Below are 19,395 nucleotides of genomic sequence, written 5' to 3'. Positions count from 1 at the left end.
CTCGTTTTTTATAGTTGCGTCTCGCTGGTAAGCTTCGTTTTTGATCGTTTTACAGTCTGGATTCGCCGGTCTCCTGCTTTCCCTGTCTCCTCTGCCGCGGGTGCCACGACTGAATCGGAAAGCCCGTCTTGAAAGAATTTCCTCCTTCCAACATCGTCATCGTCTCGCGTGAAAGCCGCCTCGCCATGTGGCAGGCCGAGTACGTGCGGGACCGTCTGGCCGCATTATATCCGCAGTGCAGCATCAATATCCTCGGTACCACCACGCGTGGCGACCAGATTCTCGACCGCGCGCTCTCCAAGGTCGGTGGCAAGGGCCTGTTCGTCAAGGAACTGGAAGTGGCCATGGCCGAAGGCCGCGCCGACCTGGCCGTGCACTGCCTGAAGGACATGCCGATGGACCTGCCGGAAGGCTTCGAGCTGGCCGCCATCCTGGAGCGCGAAGATGCACGCGATGCCTTCGTCTCCAACGACTATGACGGTCTGGATGCCTTGCCGGCCGGCGCCATCGTCGGCACCAGCAGCCTGCGCCGCCAGGCCATGATCGCCGCCCGCTATCCGCAGCTGGTGGTCAAGCCGCTGCGCGGCAACCTCGATACCCGCCTGGGCAAGCTGGACCGTGGCGACTATGCCGCCATCATCCTGGCCGTGGCCGGCCTGAACCGCCTGGGCCTGAAGGCGCGCATCCGCTCCTTCCTGGAACCCGAGCAAAGCCTGCCCTCGCCGGGCCAGGGCACGCTGGCCATCGAGATCCCCGAGGGCCGCGACGACATCAAGCGCCTGCTGGCCCCCCTGCACGATGAGCCGGCCGCCGTGGTCTCGGCCGCCGAACGCGCGGTCTCGCGCATCTTTGGCGCCAGCTGCCAGATCCCGCTGGCGGCCTATGCCACCCTGGAGGGCGAGCGCCTGCACCTGCGCGCCATGATCGCCACGCCCGACGGCGCCCAGGCTGCTGCCGCCGAGGCCGTGGGGACGCCCGATGCGCCCGAGGCCCTCGGCGCGCAAGTGGCCGAGCTGCTCAAGGCACGCGGTGCGGAGGCCATCCTGGCGCTCTGCAAGGCCCAGGCCGATGCTGCCTCTGCCTGACGCCAGGCAAGCCGTACCAGTGGTCGTGACCCGGCCACTGCAGCAGGCGCATGCCTTTGCCGCCAGTATCGAGGCGGCCGGTCGCCGCGCCGTCCTGTTCCCGCTGCTGACCATTGCGCCGGTGGAGGATGCCGGCCCGTTGCAGGCCGCGCTGGCGCACCTGGAGGACTACGCCCTGGTGGTCTTCGTCAGCCCCAACGCCATCGATGCGGCCTTCGGACAATTGACGGCCTGGCCGCGCCAGGTCCCCATCGGCATCGTCGGCGAGGGTAGCCGCCTGGCCCTGGAGGCCCACGGCGTGGACGCTGCCCATGCCACCATCTACGGCCCGCAGCGTGCCGACAAGATGGATTCGGAAGAATTGCTCAAGTCGCTGCCGCTGGAACAAATGTGCGGCCGGCGCGTTCTGATCGTGCGCGGCCAGGCCGGGCGGGACTTCCTCAGCGACGCCTTGCAGCAACACGGCATCACCGTCGAGCACCTGACCGCCTATCGCCGTCTGGCGCCCACGCTGGACGACCAGAATGGCCCGCAATTGCAGGGTTTGCTGGAGGGCGAAGCCGACTGGGTCATCACCAGTTCCGAGGCCCTGCGCAACCTGGTCGAGCTGGCAAGACTAGCCGGCGGAGCGGAACGTGTGGTAAAACTGCAACGACAACGAATCTTCGTCTCGCACCACAGGATTGCCGAGACTGCGCAAGCGCAGGGCTTTACACAGGTAATCCTGACCGGTTCGGGCGACGAACGCTTACTGGCCGCCTTATTTGCTGCGTAATTTGCCGCGTTACAATCCAGCCCATGAACGAACAGCAATCCACACCCCAGCCCCAATTGCCAGAGGCCACCACGCAAGCCAGTCAGAATGGCGGCGCGGCAGCCCCGCAGGCTTCCTATACCTTCACCGCGCCGGACGGTACGGCCGCGCTGCGCCGTCGCCAGCGCGTACAGACCGCGCTGCTGGTGGTAGTCGCCGCCGGCCTGGGTGCGCAATGGTGGGTCTCCCACACCGAATTGCGTGACCTGCGCAGTGAAGTCGCACAGCGCCTGCAAAGTGGCGACAACAGCAGCAACGAGCTCAAGGGCGTGCTCAAGACCGTACAGGAAAGCACCAAGGACCTGCAAGCCAAGGTCAGCGTGCTCGACAGCAAGCAGGCCGAATCCCAGAGCCAGCAACTGGCGCTGGAGCAGATGTACCAGGACCTGAACAAGAACCGTGACGACTGGGCCCTCTCCGAGATCGAGGAAGTGCTCTCCACGGCCGACCAGCAGCTGGAACTGGCCGGCAATGTGCAAGGTGCGCTGATCGCCCTGCAAAATGCCGACAAGAGCCTGTCGCGCTCGGACAAGCCGCAATTCATCGCCATCCGCCGCGCCATCGCGCGCGATATCGACCGCCTCAAGGCCCTGCCCACGGTGGATATCGCCGGCATCGCCGTGCGTCTGGACAGCGCCATCGGCCAGATCGACAACATGCCCCTGCTGGTGGATGAAAAGCCGGTCGAGTCGGCCAGCGAGCCCAAGCCGCAGCGTGTGAGCGCAGCCCCGGCCCCGGCCGCCAAGACTGCCGCCAACGGCAAGAACGCCAAGGGCAAGGCCGAAGCGGTGCAAGTCGAAGCCTCGGCCTGGTCGCAATGGCTGGCGGGCGCCCGTGACACCTGGCAAAGCATGAGCACCGAGATGTGGACCGAGCTGCGCCAGCTGGTGCGCATCCGCGAAGTGCAGACCCCGGAAGCGATCTTGCTCTCGCCGGGCCAGGCCTACTTCGTGCGCGAGAACCTCAAGCTGCGCCTGTTGAACGCCCGCCTGGCGCTGCTCTCGCGCAACGAGTTCGCCTTCCGCAATGACCTGGCGTCGGCCCAGGACAGCATCGCCAAGTACTTCGATACCCGTGCCAAGCAGGTGCAGACGACCCAGGCCCTGTTGAAGCAGGTGCAGGGCAGCAACCTGTCCATCCAGTTGCCCACGCTGGCCGAGAGCCTCAATGCCGTGCGCAACTACAAGGCCCGTCACTGAGCCGCTGACGGGAACCTGATATGAAAATACTGCTCTGGCTTCTTACCCTGTTCGCGTCCGCCATCGGCCTAGCCATGCTGGCGCGTTTCAATCCGGGCAATGTGGTGCTGTTCTATCCGCCGTACCGCATCGACCTGTCCCTGAACTTCTTCATCTTTGCCGTGCTGGCGCTGTTCCTGGCGATCTACGTGGTCATCCGCGCCGTTCGCCTGACCCAGAAGCTGCCCGGCCGCGTGATCGCCTACCGTCGCACCAAGCGCGAGAACGAAAGCAACAAGGCCCTGCGTGACGCCTTGCGGGCTTACTTCGAAGGCCGCTTCGGCCAGGCCGAGAAATCGGCCACGCGTGCCTCGGACCTGCCCGAGAACGCCGGCATTGCCGCCCTGGTGGGCGCGCGCGCCGCGCACCGCATGCGCCAGGGCGACCGCCGCGATATCTGGCTGGCCAGCACCGAGGTCGATCCCAACCTGAAGGCGGCCCGCCTGATGACCGCGCTGGAACTGCAGGTCGACGAGCACCACTTCAAGCAGGCGCTGGAAACGGTGGAAGAGCTCAACGCCAACGGCACCCGCCACATCCAGGCGCTGCAATGGGCCCTGAAAGCCAACCAGCAGGCCAAGAACTGGCCGGAAGTGCTGCGCCTGGTGCAGACCCTGGACAAGCGCAACGCCCTGCATCCGGCCCTCTCGAACCGCCTGCGCGAGATGTCCTACGACGCCTTGCTGTCGGACCGCTCGCATGACGCCGAATCGATCCGCCTGCTCTGGAATGGCGTACCCGGTGCCGACAAGCTGAAACCGTATATCGCCGTGCGCGCCGCCCATGCCTTCGCCAGCCGTGGTTTGCATGATGATGCGCGCAGCCTGCTGGAGCGTGCCCTGGTGGCCGACTGGAGCGTGCGTCTTTTGCGTGCCTACCGCGAATCGACCGCCGAGGCCGGCTCGCCGGCATTGCTGTCGCAGATCGAGCATTGCGAATCGTGGCTCGCCAAGAACCCCACCGACGCCGAGCTGGCGCTGACCCTGGGCATGTTCTGCCTGCGCCAGAAGCTGTGGGGCAAGGCCCAGCGCCATCTGGAGCAAGCCCTGTCGGATGCCATCGAGCCGCGCACCGTGCGCGAATCGCACCTGGCCCTGGCCCAGCTGCACGAGGCGCTGGACCAGCCCGAGCAGGCTGCCGCCCACTTCAAGCAATGCGCGCTGGCCACGTCCATCCGTTGAACTTGTCGCCAGGCACGATGACCAAGGCGGAAGCGGCGCAAGCCCTTCCGCCTTTTTCATGCGCGCCCGCCGGCGCTGTCATGCTGGCGTAAGTTGTAGTCGCTAAGGTGCCGGGCAACGCCAGATTGCCGCTATAATTGCGGCTTTCCAAAGTCGGGCATTGCCTGACATCGATCTGGAAACCGCTTTCTGTTTTCTTTCCTAGTGAGAATCCCATGAGCCTGAACAACGTCCCCTCCGGTCGCGACCTGCCCAATGACTTCAACGTGATCATCGAGATTCCGATGAACGCCGATCCGATCAAGTACGAAGTGGACAAGGACACCGGCGCCATCTTCGTCGACCGTTTCATGGGCACTGCCATGCACTATCCGTGCAACTACGGCTACATCCCGCAGACCCTGTCGCAAGACGGTGACCCGGTCGACGTGCTGGTGATCACCCCGTTCCCGCTGATCCCGGGCGTGGTGGTGCGCTGCCGTCCCATCGGCGTGCTGAAGATGACCGATGAATCCGGCGTCGATGCCAAGCTGCTGGCCGTGCCCGTGGACAAGATCCTGCCGATCTACACCCACTGGCAAAAGCCGGAAGACATGAACGAACTGCGCCTGAGCCAGATCAAGCACTTCTTCGAGCACTACAAGGACCTGGAAAAGGGCAAGTGGGTCAAGGTCGAGGGCTGGGAAGGTCCGGACGCTGCCCGCGCCGAAATCCTGGCAGGCGTGGAAGCGTTCAAGAACGCCAAGTAATCCCGCGACAAGCCGTACAAGAAAAATCGCCCGACAGGCGCAAACCTGTCGGGCGATTTTTTTTGATCCGTCGATTACCAACCACACCCGTTCGGACTGAGTAGGCCCGAATGGGCCGTATCGAAGGCGCTCCATCAGCGGATGTCGCGCCGTAGTCGCCTCTTCGATACGACGCTGCGCGTCTACTCAGCCCGAACGGTAGGCGCGTACGCAGTGCAAGAGCAACACCTTAGTCCAGCTTGGCCGCGTGCTCGCGGGTGGCATGGAAGGTGACTTCCGGCCAGCGTTCCTGGGTCAGGCGCAGGTTCACGCCGGAGCTGGCCAGGTAGGCCATGTTGCCGGCCGCGTCGATGGCCAGGTTGGCACCGGCCGAGGACTTTTCGAAGTCGGCCAGTTTCTTCTTGTCATCGCAGCTGATCCAGCGCGCGCTGCTGATGCTGGTGCCTTCGAAGACGGCGTCCACGCCATATTCGTTCAACAGGCGGCTGGCCACCACTTCGAACTGCAGCACGCCGACCGCGCCCAGGATCAGGTCGCTGCCGGTGACGGGCTTGAAGACCTGCACCGCGCCTTCTTCGCCCAGCTGCTGCAGGCCCTTGTGCAATTGCTTGATCTTGAGCGGATTGCGGATGCGCGCGACCCGGAAGAAGTCCGGTGCGAAGTAGGGGATGCCGGTGAACTGCAGCATCTCGCCTTCGGAGAAGCTGTCGCCGATCTGCATGTTGCCGTGGTTGGGCAGGCCGATGATGTCGCCGGCATAGGCTTCTTCCACCTGTTCGCGGCTGGAGGCCATGAAGGTCACCACCGAGGACACCTTGATGTCGCGGTTCAGGCGCAGGTGCTTCAACTTCATGCCGCGCTCGAAGCGGCCCGAGCACACGCGCAGGAAGGCGATGCGGTCGCGGTGCGCCGGGTCCATGTTGGCCTGGATCTTGAAGACGAAACCGGAGAAGGGCTCCTCGGTCGGCTTGACGTCGCGCACGGTGGCGTCGCGTCCGCCCGGACCCGGGGCCCAGTCCAGTAGCGCATCGAGGATCTCGCGCACGCCGAAGTTGTTGATGGCTGAACCGAAGAACACCGGCGTCTGCACGCCCGCCAGGAAATCGTCCAGGTTGAAGGGATGGGAGGCGCCATGCACCAGTTCCACTTCCATCTTCAGCTGTTCGATTTCCAGCGGGAACATCTCGGCCAGCTTGGGGTTGTCGATGCCCTTGATGATTTCCACGTTGCCGTTGGCGCGTTCTTCACCGGCCTTGAACAGCATGATCTCGTCGCGCAGCAGGTGATACACGCCACGGAAGTTCTTGCCCATGCCGATCGGCCAGGTCACCGGCGCGCACTGGATCTTCAGCACCGACTCCAGCTCATCCAACAGCTCCAGCGAATCGCGGGTTTCGCGGTCCAGCTTGTTCATGAAGGTGATGATGGGCGTATTGCGCATGCGGCAGACGTTCAACAGCTTGATGGTCTGTTCTTCCACGCCCTTGGCGGCATCGATCACCATCAGCGCCGAGTCCACGGCGGTAAGCACGCGGTAGGTATCTTCGGAGAAGTCCTGGTGGCCCGGGGTGTCGAGCAGGTTGACCACGTGGTCGCGATACTCGAACTGCATCACCGAGCTGGCCACCGAGATGCCGCGCTGCTTTTCGATTTCCATCCAGTCCGAGGTCGCATGGCGACCGCTCTTGCGCGCCTTGACGGTGCCGGCCAGCTGGATCGCACCCGAGAACAGCAGCAGCTTTTCGGTCAGCGTGGTCTTGCCGGCGTCAGGGTGGGAAATGATGCCGAAGGTACGGCGGCGCTTGACCTCGCGCGCGATCAGTTCGGACGAGGCCTTGCGGTTGCCGGTGGAAGCATCGGTGGCATCGTCGGCCGGGGATGCGGCCTGGGCGGCATCGTCATGGAGTTCGTTGCTGGGTTCTTGCATATCGGTTCGGTCGGAGTCGGAGTCGGGTGAGGGCGGCTAGTGTTGCCGGGGCTGGAGGATCCAGGCCCCGCGGGCCTTGCATGCGCCGCTCGTCGCAGGGCGCCACACACTTGGGCGGGCGCTGCGGAAAACCCGCCATTATAACCGAAGCAGCCCGCGCTCCCGCATGTTTGCCACAAGGCAAGTCATGTGGGAGCGCGGGCCACCGGTGCTGCACCCGACGGCGCTCAAGCTCGCTCAACCGCGCTCGTCGCGGTGGTCGTCCCGATGCGCGTTGCGCTCATTGTGCTGGGGCTGTGCTTGAGGTTGAGCCTGGGGATGCGGCTGTGGCGCCTGCTGGCGTGCCTGCTGCTCGTGGTGCGGCGGCTCCTGCTGCTGCCGGCCCTGTGGTTGCTGGCGCTGTTGCTGATCGTGCTGTTGCTGGCGCATCTGCTGCTCACGTTGCTGTTGTTGCTGCTGCATCTGCTGCTGGCGTTGTTGTGTCTGCATTTGCATCTGCCGTTCCTGCGCCTGTTGCTGCTGGCGCTGGTCCTGGGACTGCTGCTCGTGCTGACGCTGCTGTTCGCGGATCATCTGCTCACGCTGGCGCTGCTGGTCGTTGGCCTGTTGCTCGCGCTGGCGTTGCTGTTCAAAGGCCTGGCGCTGGCGCGCCTGGTCCTCCTGGACGACGCGCTGCTGCACGTTCGCAGGCGCCGGTGCCGGCGCTGCCGCCGGGCGTGCAGCCTGAGCCAGCGCGGGCGCCGCCTGCTGGGCATAGCGGCCGCCACCGCCGTAGCGTGCGTCGTGATGCCAGACGACCGGGTGCTGGTTCATGGTCACGTTGCGATTGATGTTGACATTGTTGTTCACGAATTTATTGTTATTGACGATATTGGTATTGTTGATGTTGGTGATCCTGGTCTGGTTCACCATCACCTGGCGATGGTGCCAGTCCGGGCGGGCATCGCCGTAGACGGCGCTCATCACGCCTATCCCCACGCCAAAGCTGATGCTGGCCGAGAAGCCCGGTTGATAGCTGGGCGGGCGATAGCGCGGCGGCGGCGTCCAGTAGACCGGCGGAGCCGACGGCCACCACCAGCTGCCATATACGACCACCGGGTTGTAATAGGGCACATAGACCACCTGCGGATTGACGGGCTCGATGACGATCACGTCATCATCCTCGACCATCACCCGCTGTTGCGGGCTGGATTCGAGCGTACCGGCGATACGGGCGCGCTCGCGCAGGTTCTGCACCGTATCCATCACCGGACCTTGCTGGCCCAGGAAGGCCTGGCCCAGTTGCTGCATCCAGTCCAGCCGGTCATTCATCATCGCCAGCACCGCCGGGAACTGCACCAGCGACTTCACGCTCGGATCCCAGGGCATGGGTGCCACGGCACGGGCCAGGCCATCGCCCTGCAGGCCGGGGCGGGCTTCCACGAAGCGCTGGGCCTGCACCACTTCCAGCGGATAGGTCGCGGCCATCAATACCTGGGCCAGCAGGGAATCGGGGTAGAGCGCCACCGGGGCCAGCATCTGGTCCAGCTGCTGCTGGGTATAGACGGCCGGGGCGCTGGGGTAGGCGCTTTGCGCCTGGGCGGGCAAGCCTGTCACCAGCGAAAACACCAGGCAGGCGGCCCAGGCCAGAGAGGTCTTGTTCACGTCGTTCTCCTTGGTAGTTGGGCGCGGAGGGAACACCGAAAAAAAGACGTCCCGCCGCAAGACGGTACAGCTATGGTCTGCCAGGAGTGAAGCGAGAGGTGTAACGGAATTGCAAGCGGTGTTTCAGGGCGACGATACCGACATGGCTGATTTTTTGCCTGTGTTTGCCCTGAGGGGCTTGCCCAGGCCGGCCCGTGGTGTGGCATCATGAATAGCCACGAACGCAACTCTTCAGTGCAACAGATGGACCCGGCGCTGGATCATGGGAAACGTTCTAAACCGTTTTCGCAGCAAGCATCACGGCAAGACTTTTACGACAACACGCCATTAAGCAAGGAAAGACCATGAGTCATCACCTGATCTGGCGGCGCGATGAGTTCCTCATCGACACCGATCCCGACCGGCTGGATATCCCCCTCATCCATGACGTACTGACCCATTCGAGCTGGTCACCCGGCATCGATCTCAATACCGTGCGCACCGCCATTGCCAATAGCCTCTGCTTTGGCCTGTACCGCGGCAAGCAGCAGATCGGTTTTGCCCGCGTGGTGACCGACCATGCCACCTTCGGTTACCTGTGCGACGTCTTCGTCGTCGACGACCTGCGTGGCCAGGGCCTGGGCCGTTGGCTGATCGAATCCTGTAACCAGCACCCGACCGTGCAAAAGCTGCGCCGCGTGATGCTGACCACCTCCACCGCCCCCTGGTTGTACGCCCGCTGCGGCTTCGAGGCCATCAATCGCGGCGACTTCGTCTGGCACATCTCCCGTCCGGACATCTACCGTAACGGCTCCCAGGCCTGAGTCCTTCCCCGGGCGCGCCGCAGGGCGCGCCCATCGCAACGCCTCTCCCTCCCGCCTCGCTCACCCCGGCCTCTGCCGGCCCGCGGCCATCTCCGCGCATGGCCTGGCACGGCCGCGTCGATCAGGAATTTCCTTGTTTCCTGCTGGAGACAGCAAAATCAAAAATATTCATATTTATTTGATTAAATTGGTTTATATGGTATTTTTGCGTCGTTGATTCATAATTTCTTACCGAAATCGTCCGGGAGTCAAAAATGACCATTGCCAAAAAACTGTATGCCCTGATCCTCGCTGCCATCGTCGGCTTGCTGGTACTCACCGCGCTGGGCATGTACCAGATCGAGCGCGTCAATACGGCCGCGAGCTATTCCACCGTCAATACGGTGCCCAGCATCCTGGCCATCGATGATGCCTCCGATGCGGCCTATACCATTCGCGTGGCGCTGTGGAAGTTCATGTCCGACAACGATCCGGCGTTCCGCCAGGGTGTCGAGAAGGCCATGACCGATGCCCACGCCAAGGTGATTGCCGCGCTGGACCTGTATCAGAAAGACGATGTCTCGGACGCGACCGACGCCGGTTTGCTCAAGGCCGATCGCGACAATTTCGCGGCCTATGAAGATGAACGCCAGAAGGTCATGGCCCTGGTCAAGGCGGGCAACGCAGAGGGCGCCAAGGCGGCGATGCTGGATCATCAGTCCAAGGTCGACAACATGACCAAGGCCTTCCGGGATCACAAGAAGTACAACGAGAAACTCGGCCAGCAGGGCGCCCAGCAGGCTGTCGAGACCAAGGCCAACGCCGATATCATGGCCCTGGTCATCAGCGCCATCGTGGCACTCATCGTGGCGGCGACAGGCATCCTGCTCGCCCGCAAGATCAGCGCGTCGCTCAATGAGGCTGTCGCAACCGCCGAGGCCGTGGCTGGAGGCGACCTGACGGTGCGCATGCATGGCAACTCGCGAGACGAGATCGGTCAGCTGCAGCAAGCCCTGAGCAAGATGACGGTCAGCCTGTCGACCATCGTCACCGAGGTCCGTACCAGTGTGAACACCATCGCTACTGCCTCCGGTGAAATTGCCGCTGGCAATATCGATCTCTCTTCGCGTACCGAGCAACAGGCCGGTTCGCTGGAAGAAACCGCCTCGGCCATGGAAGAGCTGACTTCCACCGTCAAGCAGAATGCCGATAACGCCCGCCAGGCCAACCAGCTGGCCAGTTCGGCCTCGGATGTGGCCACCGAAGGCGGTCAGGTGGTGGGGCAGGTGGTCGACACCATGCAGGCCATCAACGATTCCTCGCGCAAGATCGTGGACATCATCAGTGTCATCGACGGCATCGCCTTCCAGACCAACATCCTGGCGTTGAACGCCGCCGTGGAAGCGGCACGCGCCGGTGAACAGGGACGTGGCTTCGCCGTGGTGGCCTCCGAAGTGCGCACCCTGGCGCAACGCTCGGCGGCGGCCGCCAAGGAGATCAAGGAGTTGATCGACAACTCCGTGAACAAGGTCGAGGATGGCAGCAAGCTGGTGGCCCAGGCCGGTTCGACCATGGACCAGGTGGTGGCCAGCGTGCGTCGTGTCACCGACGTGGTCGGCGAGATCAGCGCCGCCAGCAGCGAGCAGAGCGACGGCATCGGCCAGGTCAACCAGGCCATCACACTCATGGATGAAGCGACCCAGCAGAATGCGGCGCTGGTCGAGCAAGCAGCCGCTGCGGCGCAATCGCTGCAGGATCAGGCCCAGCGACTGGAGCAGGCCGTGGCCTTCTTCCGCGTGGAGGGTGGGCAGTCGGCACCGGGCATGCGTGCTGCGCAAGCGGCATCGGCCAAGCCCGCTGCAGCAAGCAAGCCTGCCACGGCAAGCAAGCCTGCTGCACCGGCCAAGACGGCCAGCAGTGCTCCCAGGATCGCTGCCAGCAAGCCGGCTGCCTCCGAGAAAGCCCCCAAGGCATCGCAGTTCGCGACCGATGATTCGGGATCGTGGGAGCAGTTCTGATGGTGTGATGGTGTAACGGTGTGACGGGCGGGAAGGCCGGCTTTTTCTAACTTTCCTGCACTATCCAAAGAAAGCCGCAATCCCTGTCGAGGCAGGAATTGCGGTTTTTTTATGGGGGAAACCGTCACCTCGGCAATCCATGGCCTGCCTGTCCAGGGTACAAAAATCTAAGTTTTTTGTGATTGCCGCATCTTCATGGTGTGCAAAGATGATCAGAATCAAAGACTGGGAAGTTGTGGATTTTGGTGATTTTTTTGCGACTTATAATTTCCTGAAATCAAATTTCAAGCCCCACCGATCAGCCGCGCATGTGCGTGCGCGCATAGGAAGTCGAACATGACCATCGCCAAGAAACTCCATCTCCTGATTCTCTCGGTCATCCTGGGCCTTGCCAGCCTGACCGCCCTCAGTGTTTTCCAGAGCCAGCGTATCGCCACCTCGGCCAGCTACTCGTCGATCAATACCGTCCCCAGCCTGCTGGCCTTGAGCGATGCCTCCGATGCGGCCTACGGGATCCGCATCAATATCTGGAAGTACGCCGCATCGACCGATCCCGCCAATCGCGCCCGCCTGGACAAGTTGATGGGCGAGCAGCACGAGAAGGTGCTCGCCGCCTTCAATCGCTACGAGAAGGAAGACATCTCCGACGATACCGATCACCAGATGCTGGAGGCCGACCGCAGTAGCTTCTTTGAAATTCACCTTCACACCCTCGGTGCCGTCCTTGCGCTTGTACTTGTGATGGTAGATAGTGCCGATGAAGGCTTCACCCAGAAGCTCGGCCATGATGGTCGCCTTGCCCTCGTGATTCATGGCCTTAAACAGCTTGAAGAAGCCGGACTTGGCCGACAGGAACTTCGCCATGTTGACGGTCAGGCGTTGCGGCACCTTCTCGCCGGACTCCAGTACGGTCGGCTCCCACTTCGGGCCGGACAGCTCGAACACCAGTTGGACTTCATCGGTGATCTTCGGCTTGCCTTCCCACTCGCCCTTGTGCTTGCCCAGCTCCATGTAGCTGACGAAGCGGAGGCCGCAGGTACCAGCAGCAGGAGGAGTGTAGCCACCACCAGCCTGCGCCACGTTCATGTCGGGGCCGGTCTTTGCTGCCTTCTTGATCGCTGCTTTAACGTCGAACTTTGCCATGTGTATTTTCCTTTGATTAGTTGAAAGAGGGTTGGTGATTGCCGATGAATCGTTTGCGCAGCCACGGACGGAGTACGTCGCAGGCTTTCTTGAACAGCGGGTCGATGATCTTGTTTTCCTCGCCCATGTTCTTGCCCATCACGGTGTCAGAGGGAACGCCTAGCGGGAGCTTCCACTTGAACCACCACTCGATGAACGTGCTGGCTTCCTCCATGCAGACGTGCAGGAGGGCAGCAGCCTTGACAGCGACGGACTTGTGGAAGTCGCCGTACTCGGCGTCGTGAACCTGATTCACAAGTAGGGCCAGCCCGTCGAAGTTCTTGTAGTGATAGAAGGCCAGCACGGAGAGGTACATCGCGGCCTTGGCGAACTCACCGCCTGTACCTTGCACCTCGTAGTTCTTGAACTCGGTCGGCTTGAAGGAACGGTGGACACCCTTCTTCAGCATGAACTTCGGTGCCGGGGATTGCCCAGCGCATACAGCAAGTCGAACTTGATGTTGTGGCCTACCAGAATCTTTGTGTCCTTCAAGAGCTTGGTGAACCAGTCCTTGGGGAGAGCCTTGCATGCAGCGATGCGCCGCTCGCGGGCATCTTCCCCGGTTGCGCCTTTGGCGTTCGCCGGGAAGTATTCGCCGAAAGTGCGCGCAGGTGCCGAACTCGAATATGGGTTGGCGAGTTTCGCGTGGCACGAGCCGGAGCAGACAATGTAGTTGTCGGGGCTGAACGGATTGGCCTTGCGCTTGAATTCGGTCTTTACCGAAGTCTCCAAGTCCCAGACGCGATACATACTCATGCCTCGAACTTCGCCTTCAGGTGTCCGTATACCGCAGGGAGCGCACCACGGCCCCGCCATGACCTCCATCCGCAGCAGGACAACGCGACCTATACGGATGAGCCTAGCGCCTCTCCTGCGGCCTCTCATGGCCTCCTATCGCTGTCCAGTGTCTCGCCTTTGTCTCGCGTGGCCTGAGTTGTTCATCGGGTAGCCCAGCCAGAAGCCACTAGCGGCCCTGTGAGCCTTGCACTGCTGAAGCGGGTATGTCCTGTCACCCGGTGGCCTGCCGTGGCCCTGCGGCCCGTCCTCGCAAGCCGTAGAGGCATCCATCAGGAGAAGAAGTGTTGGGCGCGAGCGTGCGCGTGCGTTCTCTTCCCCCGCGTGTCTCTTGTCGTGCGCGTCATATCGGCACGGGCGCATGGGGGAGTGCGGGCGAGCGCGGGGCGCAGTAGTCCCCACGAATAACTAGACCAATTTTCAGTCCGGGTTGCTCTGGGGATACAATTGCCGTCTTTACATGAGGAGGGTAGTAATGAAGGTAGTAGTAGCCGTGACAGTGGCCGTGATCGTTTCCGGGTGTGCGATGACGAACTCAAGTAGGTCGGGCCCGAATGGTCGCCCGGTGCATTACATTGATGCAATGACCAGCGGATCGATGTGGGACAAGGCGTCCGACCTCTGCCCCGGTGGGTACAACGTACTGATGGGGCCGCAGAGGTCTTCCCCGGTCGATTGGGAGCTTTCTATCGAGTGCAAATAGCCTGACGCTTCTGCACCCGAGGTGGGCAAGGCCGGGCCTGTCACGCGGGCGTGGGTACACCTATAGATCGTGCTATCGCTCGCATGGCAGTTCTCGCTATACCTGCGACGGTGCCGTGTACCGAGTTTTCAATCCCGGGTAGGTCGGACCAGAGCCGTACATACTGCTCGGCAAATCGTTGCTCCAGCAGCGGGATTTGACTTTGGTAATACTGCCGATGTCCTATCTCTTTTTCGCTGTCTGCTGTTACGCGCTTAGCAACTTCCAAGTCACGGGCTGTCATGTCTAACGCGATGACGGCGTTAAAAATGTCATTTGGGGTTTTTTGTTCTTGCGTCATGTTCCACCTCCTTATAATTTAGGTGAAGACTATGTGGGCATAAGGCAGCTAAATGCAATGAGAATCTTGGGAGGGCGGGCGAGACAAGTCGGTGCAGTTCTTGTACACTTCTTGTACACCCGCTGTATAAAATCGGGTGATATTCCGGTGATGCGTTCGACTGGAATATGCCGTAAGTGCTTGAATTGACTAAGGAATCTGGCCTGCCCTGAGGGACTCGAACCCCCGACCTATGGCTTAGAAGGCCATTGCTCTATCCAGTTGAGCTAAGGGCAGTTCGGCGTGGCTGGCGGCGATGTGCGTCGGAGCGATACAGCGACGCAAACTCACCAGCGATCCAGAAAAAGAAAACGGGCTGTAAAAACAGCCCGTTTTTCATGAGTGGTCGGAGTACAAGGATTCGAACCTTGGACCCCCTGGTCCCAAACCAGGTGCGCTACCGGGCTGCGCTACACTCCGAGAAGCGAGATAATAGCAGCATATATTCCTTTCGGTCAACCACCTTTGTAAAAGCATTAAGAAACCGTCGCTCCCTCCTGCGCGTCGGCCGCGGCGAGGACCTTGATTTCCACCAGCAACTTCTTGATTTCCGGCACGCAGGAGCCGCAATTGCCGCCGGCCTTCAGGCAGGCCGTGACCTGTCCCACTTCGCTCAGGCCCTTCTCGCGGATGGTGTTGCAGATGGTGTTGCGTCCCACGCCAAAGCAGGAGCAGACCGTCGGCCCGGTGTCGGCGCCTTTCTCGATCGGTGCGCCTACCAGCAGGCCGACGCGGTCGGCTTCTTCCAGTTTTTCCTTGGCAAACAACCCGGCCAGCCAGGAGCGCGAGGGCAGGTCGGGGCGGGCCGACATGAACAGGCACATGTCGATGCGGTCGTCCACCACGTGCACGGCGCGGTAGCTGCCGTCGCTCAGGTCTTCGTATTCCAGCCAGTCGGCATCGGGGTCGCGTACGCCCAGCACCTCGCGCGCCCAGGCGCTGTGGTCGCCGATGGTGTTGCGGCCGGCCAGTTCGTAGCGCATGAAGTCGCGGCCTTGCACGCGGGTCCAGTGGGTGATGTCGTCCAGCGCCAGTGCGTGACGGGTGAGGATGAAGCCGTGCCAGGCGACGCGGAATTCTTCGATGGCCACCGGCGTGTGCTTGAACTCGGGCTCGCCCGAGACCGGGTCGACCACCGGATTGACCACCGCGCCGACGCGCGCGTCCGAGGCCGATTGGCCGTTCCAGTGAATGGGCACGAACACCGAACCACGCGGGATGCCGCCGCCATGCTGCACCCGCGCCACCATCGCGCCCCAGCGGCTGCTCACGCGGGCCAGGCCGCCTTCGCGCACGCCATACAGCAGGGCGTCTTGCGGGTGGATGTCGATGAAGGATTCAGGGATGTGGCTGGCCAGCGTGGCGGACTTGCCGGTGCGCGTCATGGTGTGCCAGTGGTCGCGCACGCGGCCGGTGTTGAGGATCAGCGGGTAGTCTTCGCAGGCGCTGTGGGCGGGGCTGCGCGGCGCGGTCGGGACGAAGCGGGCGCGGCCGTCGGCGTGGGTGAAGCGGTAGTCCTGCAGCACGCGTGCGGTGCCGGCAACGCTGCCGTCGGAGAGGCGCTGCACCGGCCACTGGATCGGGGCCAGGGTGTCGTAGCCGGTCTTGTCCAGGCCGGTCAGGCCGGCGAGGTTGAAGACGCGGCGTGCGTGGCTGGCATCGACTTCGCCATTGCGGTGAGCCGACAGGCGGGCGTGTTCGTCGAAGATCTCGTGCGGGCCGGCAAAATCGAAGCCGTCAAAGCCCATGCGGCGGGCCACGTCGCAGATGATGTGCCAGTCGCCACGGGCTTCGCCGGGGGCGGCCAGGAAGGCGCGCTGGCGCGAGATGCGGCGTTCCGAATTGGTGACCGTGCCATCCTTCTCGCCCCAGGCCAGCGCCGGCAGCAGCACATGGGCGAAGGCGTTGGTGTCGGTCTGGCTGATGACGTCGGAGGACACCACCAGCTCGCACTTCTGCAAGGCGCGTTGCACCAGGTCGGCGTCAGGCAGGCTGACCATGGGATTGGTGGCCATCACCCAGACCGCCTTGATGCGGCCTTCCTCGATGGCGCGGAACATGTCCACGGCCTTCAGGCCGGGCTTGTCGGCGATGCGCGGGGATTGCCAGAAGCCCTGCACGATGTCACGGTGCAGCGGCTGGTCCAGGTCCATGTGGGCGGCCAGCATGTTGGCCAGGCCGCCGACTTCGCGGCCGCCCATGGCATTGGGCTGGCCGGTGATGGAGAAGGGGCCCATGCCGGGCTTGCCGATGCGGCCGGTGGCCAGGTGGCAGTTGATGATGCTGTTGACCTTGTCGGTGCCGGCCGAGGACTGGTTCACGCCCATGGAGAAGCCGGTCACCACCTTCTCGGTATTGGCGAAGGCTTCATAGAAGGCCAGCAGGTCTTGCAGGCTGAGCTTGCAGATGCGCGCTACCGTGGCGGGATCGGCGCAGTCGGCGTCGGCCACCGCCAGGGCCTCATTGAAGCCTTGGGTGTAGGCCTGGATGAAGGCATTGTCGCGCAGGCCGCGATGAGCCAGGTAGCTCATGAGGCCATTGAAGAGCCACACGTCGGTGCCGGCCTTGACCGGCAGGTGCAGGTCGGCCAGTTCGCAGGTGGCGGTGCGGCGCGGGTCGATGACGATCAGGCGCATCTCCGGCCGGGTTTCCTTCAGGCGGGCGATGCGCTGGAACAGGATGGGATGGCACCAGGCGGCATTGGAGCCGACCAGCACCACCAGGTCGGCCAGTTCCAGGTCTTCATAGCAGACCGGGACCAGGTCTTCTCCGAAGGCGCGCTTGTGGCCGGCCACGGCGGAGGACATGCACAGCCGCGAATTGGTGTCGATGTTGGCACTGCCGATGTAGCCCTTCATGAGCTTGTTGGCGATGTAGTAATCCTCGGTCAGCAACTGGCCGGAGACATACAGGGCCACGGCGTCGGGACCGTGTTCGGCGATGATGGTGGCGAACTTGCCGGCCACGTGCGCCAATGCATCGTCCCAGGAGGCCTGTTGCAGCTGGCCTTGCGCATCGCGCATCTGGGGATGCAGCAGGCGGCCGTCCAGGTCCACCGTCTCGCCCAGGGCCGAGCCCTTCACGCACAGGCGCCCGAGGTTGGCGGGATGCTGTTCGTCACCCTTGATGCCCAGGCTGCCGTCCTCTTTCATCGAAGCCGTTACGCCGCAGCCCACGCCGCAGTAGGGGCAGGTGGTGCGGGTGGTCGCCACGGCCAGGGCGAGCGGGGTCTGGGAGAGATTCATGGAACTCCTTGGAAGCTAAGCGGCTTGCTGGCACATGGCCTGGCCGAAGGGCAACTGGCGGCGGAAGGCACTGATGTCGCGTCCGCTCTGGATCAGGTCGAAGTACCAGGGACCGTCCTTGACGTCACCATACAGCACTGCACCCACCAGGCGCGAGCCGCGCAGCACCAGACGCTTGTAGACGCCGCGGCGTGGATCGCGTACCACCAGGTCTTCGGTGTCGTCACCGCCGACGAAGTCGCCGGCCGAGTACAGATCCACCCCGGTGACCTTGAGCTTGGTGGCGGTGGCCTGCTGCACGTAGCGGCGATGGCCGGCGCCGGCCAGGTGTGCGCCACAGACGCGGGCCTGGTCCCAGATCGGCGCCACCAGGCCGAAGGTGGCCTTGCGGTGCTGCACGCATTCGCCCACGGCATAGATGCGCGGGTCGTAGGTCTGCAGGGTGTCGTCGACGATGATGGCACGTTCGCAATGCAGGCCGGCCGACTTGGCCAGGGCGATATTGGGGCGCACGCCGGCGGTCATTACCACCAGGTCGGCGGGGGTGCTGCTGCCATCCTTGAAGCGCACTGCCGTGACGCGATCGGGGCCGACGATCTCTTCGGTATTGGCATTGAGCAGGAAGCGCATGCCCTTGGCCTCCAGCGCCTTCTTCAGCAGGGCGGCGGCGGGTTTGTCCAGTTGCTGGTTCATCAGCGCATCGGTGACATGCACCACGGTCACGTCCATGCCCTGGCGCATCAAGCCATTGGCGGCCTCCAGCCCGAGCAGGCCGCCGCCGATGACGACTGCGTGCTTGTGGGTGCGCGCCGCTTCCAGCATGGTATCGACGTCCTGGATATCGCGGAAGGCGATTACGCCCGGCAGCTGGTGGCCCGGCACCGGAATGATGAAGGGCGTGGAGCCGGTGGCCAGCAGCAGGCGGTCATATTTCACGGCCAGGCCGGAGCGGGCATGGACGGTGCGCTGGCGGCGGTCGATGCGTTCCACCGGATCACCCGCGTGCAAGGTGATGCCGTTCTCGTCGTACCAGGCACGGGTGTTGAGCATGATGTCATCGATGCTCTTGTCGCCGGCCAGTACCGGCGAGAGCATGATGCGGTTGTAGTTGCCGTGCGGCTCGGCGCCGAAGACGGTGATGTCGTAGAGGTCCGGCGCCAGCTTGAGCAATTCCTCGACCGTGCGCATGCCGGCCATGCCATTGCCCACCACCACCAGCGAAGGCTTGGCGGGCTGGGTCGGCTTGGTGTCGGGCAGGGCGTTCATCTCAGGCACCGATCCAGACTTTGCCATCGGCGATGCGGGCCGGCCAGGCCGGCACCGAATTGGCGGGCTCTTCCAGGCACTCGCCGGTCTGCAGGTCGAAGTGCTGCTTGTAGATCGGCGATGCCACTACGATGCGTTCGCCCAGGCTGCCGACCAGGCCGCGCGAGAGCACCGCCGCGTCCGAGTTGGGATCGAAGTTGCCGATGGCGAACACGCGCGCCTGCGGCTCGCAGGCGCTGCCATCGATGACGTGGAAGACCGCGACCTGCTGGTCATCGACCAGGGCAGCTACGCCGGTGTTGGGGACGATCTCGGCCAGTTCGCAGATCGGGGTCCAGTGCTTGATTTGTTGGTCGCTGTGCATGATTGGCTCCTGTTATCAAACGT

The 19,395-nt window shown here is 63.1% G+C and carries 16 protein-coding genes and 2 tRNA genes; 8 read left to right on the top strand and 10 right to left on the bottom strand.

Going from position 1 to position 19,395, the window contains the following annotated elements:
- The first annotated feature begins 128 nt into the window (after positions 1-128).
- The 5 genes from hemC (at position 129) to ppa (ending at position 5,067) form a co-directional block, all read left to right on the top strand.
- Complete coding sequence (gene hemC / locus ACIPHN_RS03940) at positions 129-1,085, top strand: hydroxymethylbilane synthase (RefSeq protein WP_400432998.1); 957 nt, start codon at positions 129-131, stop codon at positions 1,083-1,085.
- The gene (locus ACIPHN_RS03935) at positions 1,069-1,860 is read left to right on the top strand and encodes a uroporphyrinogen-III synthase (protein ID WP_400432995.1); all 792 of its coding nucleotides are present in this window, start codon (positions 1,069-1,071) and stop codon (positions 1,858-1,860) included. Before hemC ends, ACIPHN_RS03935 begins: the two co-directional genes overlap by 17 nt.
- Before the next feature lie 23 nt (positions 1,861-1,883).
- A complete protein-coding gene (locus ACIPHN_RS03930) occupies positions 1,884-3,098 on the top strand; it encodes a uroporphyrinogen-III C-methyltransferase (RefSeq protein ID WP_400432993.1) in 1,215 nt (404 codons plus the stop codon).
- Between the two features lie 20 nt (positions 3,099-3,118).
- Complete coding sequence (locus ACIPHN_RS03925; RefSeq protein ID WP_400432990.1) at positions 3,119-4,318, top strand: heme biosynthesis protein HemY; 1,200 nt, start codon at positions 3,119-3,121, stop codon at positions 4,316-4,318.
- Positions 4,319-4,533: 215 nt separating this feature from the next.
- Complete coding sequence (gene ppa / locus ACIPHN_RS03920; protein ID WP_400432987.1) at positions 4,534-5,067, top strand: inorganic diphosphatase; 534 nt, start codon at positions 4,534-4,536, stop codon at positions 5,065-5,067.
- A 229-nt stretch (positions 5,068-5,296) separates the two neighbouring features.
- Here ppa and ACIPHN_RS03915 read toward each other — a convergent pair whose 3' ends face one another.
- Both ACIPHN_RS03915 and ACIPHN_RS03910 read right to left on the bottom strand, forming a co-directional pair.
- Entirely contained in the window at positions 5,297-6,994 is a 1,698-nt protein-coding gene (locus tag ACIPHN_RS03915; protein ID WP_400432984.1) for a peptide chain release factor 3, read from the bottom strand.
- A 237-nt stretch (positions 6,995-7,231) separates the two neighbouring features.
- Positions 7,232-8,638, bottom strand: a complete 1,407-nt coding sequence (locus tag ACIPHN_RS03910; RefSeq protein ID WP_400432981.1) for a DUF3300 domain-containing protein — start codon at positions 8,636-8,638, stop codon at positions 7,232-7,234.
- Positions 8,639-8,982: 344 nt separating this feature from the next.
- Between ACIPHN_RS03910 and ACIPHN_RS03905 the strand changes: the two genes are divergently transcribed.
- The 3 genes from ACIPHN_RS03905 to ACIPHN_RS03895 all read left to right on the top strand — a co-directional run bounded on the left by ACIPHN_RS03905 (position 8,983) and on the right by ACIPHN_RS03895 (position 12,605).
- Entirely contained in the window at positions 8,983-9,441 is a 459-nt protein-coding gene (locus tag ACIPHN_RS03905) for a GNAT family N-acetyltransferase (protein ID WP_400432978.1), read from the top strand.
- 254 nt (positions 9,442-9,695) lie between these two features.
- On the top strand, positions 9,696-11,438 hold the full coding sequence (locus tag ACIPHN_RS03900) for a methyl-accepting chemotaxis protein (RefSeq protein ID WP_400432975.1): 1,743 nt from the start codon (positions 9,696-9,698) through the stop codon (positions 11,436-11,438).
- Between the two features lie 336 nt (positions 11,439-11,774).
- Positions 11,775-12,605, top strand: coding sequence for an MCP four helix bundle domain-containing protein (locus ACIPHN_RS03895; protein ID WP_400432972.1), 831 nt, complete (start codon positions 11,775-11,777; stop codon positions 12,603-12,605).
- Here the strand turns inward: ACIPHN_RS03895 and ACIPHN_RS03890 are convergent.
- The 8 genes from ACIPHN_RS03890 to nirD all read right to left on the bottom strand — a co-directional run bounded on the left by ACIPHN_RS03890 (position 12,598) and on the right by nirD (position 19,372).
- On the bottom strand, positions 12,598-13,029 hold the full coding sequence (locus ACIPHN_RS03890) for a hypothetical protein (protein ID WP_400432969.1): 432 nt from the start codon (positions 13,027-13,029) through the stop codon (positions 12,598-12,600). The genes ACIPHN_RS03895 and ACIPHN_RS03890 overlap by 8 nt on opposite strands.
- Complete coding sequence (locus ACIPHN_RS03885; protein WP_400432967.1) at positions 13,023-13,376, bottom strand: hypothetical protein; 354 nt, start codon at positions 13,374-13,376, stop codon at positions 13,023-13,025. The genes ACIPHN_RS03890 and ACIPHN_RS03885 overlap by 7 nt, the downstream gene beginning before the upstream one ends.
- A 782-nt stretch (positions 13,377-14,158) precedes the next feature.
- Positions 14,159-14,458, bottom strand: a complete 300-nt coding sequence (locus ACIPHN_RS03880) for a hypothetical protein (RefSeq protein WP_400432964.1) — start codon at positions 14,456-14,458, stop codon at positions 14,159-14,161.
- Between the two features lie 199 nt (positions 14,459-14,657).
- Positions 14,658-14,734, bottom strand: a tRNA-Arg gene (locus tag ACIPHN_RS03875).
- Between the two features lie 106 nt (positions 14,735-14,840).
- Positions 14,841-14,917: transfer RNA gene (locus tag ACIPHN_RS03870), tRNA-Pro, on the bottom strand.
- A gap of 56 nt (positions 14,918-14,973) precedes the next feature.
- Positions 14,974-17,742, bottom strand: coding sequence for a molybdopterin-dependent oxidoreductase (locus ACIPHN_RS03865; protein ID WP_400432961.1), 2,769 nt, complete (start codon positions 17,740-17,742; stop codon positions 14,974-14,976).
- Between the two features lie 15 nt (positions 17,743-17,757).
- Positions 17,758-19,008: an NAD(P)/FAD-dependent oxidoreductase gene (locus tag ACIPHN_RS03860; RefSeq protein WP_400432958.1), complete on the bottom strand. Its 1,251-nt coding sequence runs from the start codon at positions 19,006-19,008 to the stop codon at positions 17,758-17,760.
- Position 19,009: 1 nt separating this feature from the next.
- Positions 19,010-19,372 (bottom strand): nitrite reductase small subunit NirD, encoded by a 363-nt coding sequence (gene nirD / locus ACIPHN_RS03855; protein WP_400432955.1) that lies wholly within the window; start codon positions 19,370-19,372, stop codon positions 19,010-19,012.
- Positions 19,373-19,395 lie beyond the last annotated feature (23 nt).

Origin of the sequence: Herbaspirillum sp. NPDC087042 (assembly GCF_044745245.1) — a bacterium.
In the GTDB taxonomy this organism is placed as follows: Bacteria; Pseudomonadota; Gammaproteobacteria; order Burkholderiales; family Burkholderiaceae_D; genus Herbaspirillum.
The sequence above is the reverse complement of the archived record's forward strand: the minus strand, read 5'-3'. Positions and strand labels throughout refer to the sequence as shown.